The organism is Xanthobacter sp. BG11Y11_SDJG, assembly GCF_057364445.1.
Window position 1 is genome coordinate 1 of the sequence record NZ_JBNFNU010000329.1, and the last position, 4,815, is coordinate 4,815.

The 4,815-nt window shown below is 71.6% G+C and carries 4 protein-coding genes; 3 read left to right on the forward strand and 1 reads right to left on the reverse strand.

The genetic code is table 11. From position 1 onward, the window contains the following. A partial coding sequence (locus AC2W7M_RS19935; RefSeq protein WP_486134323.1) for a hypothetical protein occupies positions 1 to 192 on the reverse strand: 192 nt, incomplete at its 3' end. Positions 193 to 371: 179 nt separating this feature from the next. Between AC2W7M_RS19935 and AC2W7M_RS19940 the strand changes: the two genes are divergently transcribed. The 3 genes from AC2W7M_RS19940 to AC2W7M_RS19950 all read left to right on the forward strand — a co-directional run. Then, a complete protein-coding gene (locus tag AC2W7M_RS19940) occupies positions 372 to 1,112 on the forward strand; it encodes a response regulator (RefSeq protein ID WP_486134325.1) in 741 nt (246 codons plus the stop codon). Beyond that, positions 1,109 to 2,419: an ATP-binding protein gene (locus AC2W7M_RS19945; protein ID WP_486134327.1), complete on the forward strand. Its 1,311-nt coding sequence runs from the start codon at positions 1,109 to 1,111 to the stop codon at positions 2,417 to 2,419. Before AC2W7M_RS19940 ends, AC2W7M_RS19945 begins: the two co-directional genes overlap by 4 nt. Before the next feature lie 107 nt (positions 2,420 to 2,526). Next, positions 2,527 to 4,815, forward strand: a 2,289-nt coding sequence (locus AC2W7M_RS19950; protein ID WP_486134329.1) for a Tex family protein, incomplete at its 3' end; no start/stop codon positions are given.

The following is a 4,815-nucleotide window of genomic DNA, read 5'->3' on the forward strand; positions in this document are numbered from 1 at the left end:
GCCGGCCCACCCCATGGGCGGCCGATCGAGCCAGGCCACATTGACCGCGCGGCCCGGCGCCGCGGAAGCTTCGGTCTGCGGCAGCCGGTCCTGGATCTTGCCGGACGGGCCGCTCGCTCCGATCGCCGCCGGAACGGCGAGGGCGAGGACGCCGCCGGCGAGCAGGATGGCCTTGAGCAGGGGGCGCGGCATGGCGGGTGTCCTTCTGGACGGTTTCGATGGTCGCACCATCGCCCGGCCGTGTTGCCCCCTTAGGTCGCCATGTATCCCAGTTTCGCGGATCGCCGGGGATTTGTATCCCAATATTGCCGCACCAGCGGAGGAAACCGGCATTCACACGGCAAGGTCGCAACGCGCGTGCGGCGCGGTCTATGTGGGGGGTGAAGGAGCAGCACGTGGAGATCGGCCCCCATATTCTCGTCGTGGACGACGATCAGGAAATCCGCCGGCTGCTGGGGCGTTATCTGGCGGCTCAGGGCTTCCGCGTGTCCATGGCGGCGAGCGGGCGCGAGATGGAGGAGATGCTCGCCACCCACCGCATCGACTTCGTCGTGCTCGATCTGATGCTGCCGGACGCCTCGGGGCTTGACCTGTGCCGCGCCCTGCGGGCCCGCTCGGCGGTGCCGATCATCCTCCTCACGGCACTGAAGGAGGACGTGGACCGCATCATCGGGCTGGAGATCGGCGCCGATGACTATCTCGGCAAGCCTTTCAACCCGCGCGAACTGGTGGCGCGCATCCGCGCCGTGCTGCGCCGCACCGCGAGCGCCGAGCCAAAGCCCGCAGAGGCGCGCGCCTTCCGCTTCGCCGGCTTTCGGGCCGCCCCCCAGACCCGCACGGTTTTGGACCCGGCCGGCACCGAGGTGCCGCTCACAGGCGCCGAGTTCGACCTCCTGATGGCCTTCCTGGAGCGGCCGGGCCGCATTCTCTCGCGCGACCAGCTGCTCGACATCACCCGCGGGCGCGAGGCCGGACCATTCGACCGCTCGGTGGACGTGCTCGTCAGCCGCCTCCGGCGCAAGCTCGGCGACAGCACGTTCCAGATCCTGAAGACCCTGCGCAACGGCGGCTACCAGTTCTCGGTGAAGGTAGAAGCGGAGGAGGAGGCGTGAAGGCGCTCAGCTCCCTGCGCGCGCAGGTCACGGGCCTGCTGGTGCTCGCCATGCTGGCGGTGGTGCTGGTGGCGAACGGGGCCTTGTTCTTCCTGTTCGGCCCTCCCGGGCCGCCGCCCGACGCTTCGGCCGATCTCGCCGCCCGGCTGGCCATGACCGCCGACCTCGTCGCGCGCCTGCCCGAGATGAAGGAGACCCGAACCCGCCTTGGCGGCATTCGCACGGCGGCGCCTGCCGGCCAGATCGACACGGAGGCTTCGCGCCACTTGTCGGCGGCGATGCAGAGCATCGGCGCGACGTACGATGTCCGCGTGATCACGCCCGTTGGCGACGGTCCCCCCTTGGTGGCGCTGGCGCTGCCAGACGGGCGCTGGCTGGTGGAGCGGGCCGGCACGCTGCCGTTCTTCGGGCCCGGCCGACCGAGACCCGGCTCGTCGGGCTTCACGCTCGGCATCGCCACCTGGATCGCGCTTATGGCGGCCGGCACCACGCTCGCCGTGGTGATCGCGGTCCGCCGCCTCATGAAGCCGCTGGCGCTGATCGAGGAGGCGGCCGCGCGCATTGGTCCGGACGGCGAGCCGCCCGTGCTCCCCGAGGAAGGGCCGGCGGAGGTGCGCGCCGCCGCCGTCGCCATCAATCGCCTCTCCGCCCGTCTCAAGGGGGCGATGGACAGCCGCATGCGCATCGTCGCGGGCGCGGCGCACGATTTGCGCACCCCGCTCACCCGCATGCGCCTGCGGGCTGAGTTCATCGCCGAGGAGGACGAGCGCGCCCAGTGGCTCGCCGACCTTGCCGAGCTGGACCGCATCGCCGACAGCGCCATCCGCCTGGTGCGCGAGGAGGTGGAGGGCTCGCCCCCCGAACCGGTGCGGCTCGACCGCCTCGCCCGGGAGGTGGCGGACGAGGCGCGCGAGATGGGCCTTCCGGCGCGCCTGATGGCGGCCGAAGAGGTCCAGGTCGCAGGCCGTCCGCTCTCGCTCCGGCGGGTGGTGCGCAACCTCGTGGTGAACGCCGCGACCCATGGCGGCGGCGCGCGGGTGGCCGTGCAGCGCGCCGGCGGCTGCGCGGTGCTTGTCATCGAGGATGACGGGCCGGGCATCCCCGACGACCTGATGGGCCAGGTGTTCGAGCCGTTCTTTCGCGTCGACCCGGCGCGGCAATCCAAGCTCGGCGGCGCGGGCCTGGGACTGGCCATCGCCCATGAGATCGTCGCCCGCCACCGCGGCCGCCTGACCCTCGCCAACCGCCCCGGCGGCGGCCTGCTGCAAAGGGTCGAGCTTCCCCTGGCCGAGGTGACGACGGGTTGAACCGGCGCCGCCTTGGGCGCGGCGCGCGCAACGCGCCGTCCACAGGCTGCCGTGACACCGCCCCGAGCCTGCGCTAGGACCGGCGGCCCTTGAGGAGAGAAGCGCCCATGGCCGCCGAGGACATCGCCCGCATCATCGCCGCCGAGATCGGCGCGCGGCCCGCCCAGGTCACGGCCGCCGTCTCCCTCATCGACGAAGGCGCCACCGTTCCCTTCATCGCCCGCTACCGCAAGGAAGTGACGGGCGGCCTCGACGACACCCAGCTGCGCACGCTGGAAGAGCGCCTCTCCTACCTGCGCGAGCTGGAGGCTCGGCGCGCCGCCGTGCTCTCCTCCATCGACGGACAGGGCAAGCTCTCCGACGAGCTGCGCGGCAAGATCGAGGCGGCCACCACCAAGGCCGAGCTGGAGGACCTCTACCTCCCCTATAAGCCCAAGCGCCGCAACAAGGCGGAGATCGCCCGCGAGAAGGGCCTTGGGCCGCTGGCCGAGGCGATCCTCGCCGACCGCTCCGTGGCCCCGGCGGAGCGCGCGGCGGCGTTCCTGAATGAGCAGGTGGCGGACATCAAGGCGGCGCTGGATGGCGCGCGGGACATTCTGGTCGAAACCTTCGCCGAGAATGCCGAACTGGTGGGCAGGCTGCGCGGGCACCTCAAGGCCAATGCCGTGCTCAAGGCCAAGGTGGCCGATGGCAAGGAGGAGGCGGGCGCCAAGTTCCGCGACTATTTCGACCATTCGGAGAAGTGGGCCACTGCCCCCAGCCACCGCGTGCTCGCCATGCTGCGCGGTCGCAATGAGGAGATGCTGACCCTTGACCTGGTGGTGGACGAGGATGCCACCGCTCCGGTGAAGCCGGCCGAGCGCATCGTCGCCGAGGCCTACGACATTCCGCTGGCCAATGGCGCGCCGGCGGACGGCTTCCTGCTGGAGGTGGCCCGCTGGGCGTGGCGGGTGAAGCTCTCGCTCCACCTCACCGTGGAACTGATGGGCGAAATGCGCGAGCGGGCGGAGGAGGAGGCCATCCGCGTCTTCGCCCGCAATCTGAAAGACCTGCTGCTCGCCGCCCCGGCCGGCTCGCGCGCCACCATGGGGCTCGATCCGGGCATCCGTACCGGCGTGAAGGTGGCGGTGGTGGACGGCACCGGCAAGCTCATCGCCACGAGCACCGTCTATCCCTTCCAGCCGCGCAACGACGTACAGGGCGCCATGGCGGAGCTGGCGCATCTCATCCGCCGGCACAATGTGGAGCTGATCGCCATCGGCAACGGCACCGCAAGCCGCGAGACGGACAAGCTCGCCGCCGACATGATCGCCGCGCTGCCGCCGGACGCGTCGGGGAAGAAGCCCATCAAGGTGGTGGTGAGCGAGGCTGGCGCCTCGGTCTATTCCGCCTCGGCCACCGCCGCCGCCGAGATGCCGGACATCGACGTGTCGCTGCGCGGCGCCGTCTCCATCGCCCGCCGCCTGCAGGACCCGCTGGCCGAGCTGGTGAAGATCGAGCCCAAGGCCATCGGCGTCGGCCAGTACCAGCACGACGTGGACCAGGCCCGGCTCGCCAAGGCCCTCGACGCGGTGGTGGAGGACGCGGTGAACGCCGTGGGCGTCGACCTCAACACCGCCTCCGCCTCGCTGCTCGCCCGCGTGTCGGGCCTCGGCGCCTCGCTGGCGGAGGCCATCGTGGCGCACCGCAATTCGGTGGGCGCGTTCAAGACCCGCAAGGACTTGCTGAAGGTCGCCCGCCTCGGCCCGCGCACCTTCGAGCTCAGCGCCGGCTTCCTGCGCATCCCGGATGGCGCCGAGCCGCTGGACGCCTCGGCCGTGCATCCGGAAGCCTATGAGGTGGCGAAGAAGATCGTCGCCGCCTGCGGGCGCGACGTGCGCCAGATCATGGGCGACACGGCGGCGCTGAAGGCGCTGGACCCGCGCGCCTTCGTGGACGAGCGCTTCGGCCTGCCCACGGTGCGGGACATCCTCACCGAGCTGGAAAAGCCAGGCCGCGACCCGCGCCCCGCCTTCAAGACCGCCACCTTCGCCGAGGGCGTGCACGAGATGAGCGACCTCAAGCCCGGCATGGTGCTGGAAGGCACGGTGACCAATGTGGCCGCCTTCGGCGCCTTCGTGGACATCGGCGTCCATCAGGATGGGCTGGTCCACGTCTCGGCGCTGGCCGACCGCTTCGTGAAGGATCCCCACGAGGTGGTGAAGGCCGGCGACGTGGTGAAGGTGCGCGTGGTGGACGTGGACGTGAAGCGCAAGCGCATCGCCCTCTCCATGCGCAAGGACGACGCCGGCACCCGCCCCCAGAGCGGGCGCGACGCGGCATCGGGCGGCGAGGGACCGCGCGGCCCGCGCCCTGGCGGCCTTCCGGGCGTGGTCCGGGCGGCGGCGAGGCTGGCG

Coding starts and splice junctions, on each gene's coding strand:
- AC2W7M_RS19940 (WP_486134325.1), top strand. CDS start 372: ATGTGGGGGGTGAAGGAGCAGCACGTGGAGATCGGCCCCCATATTCTC.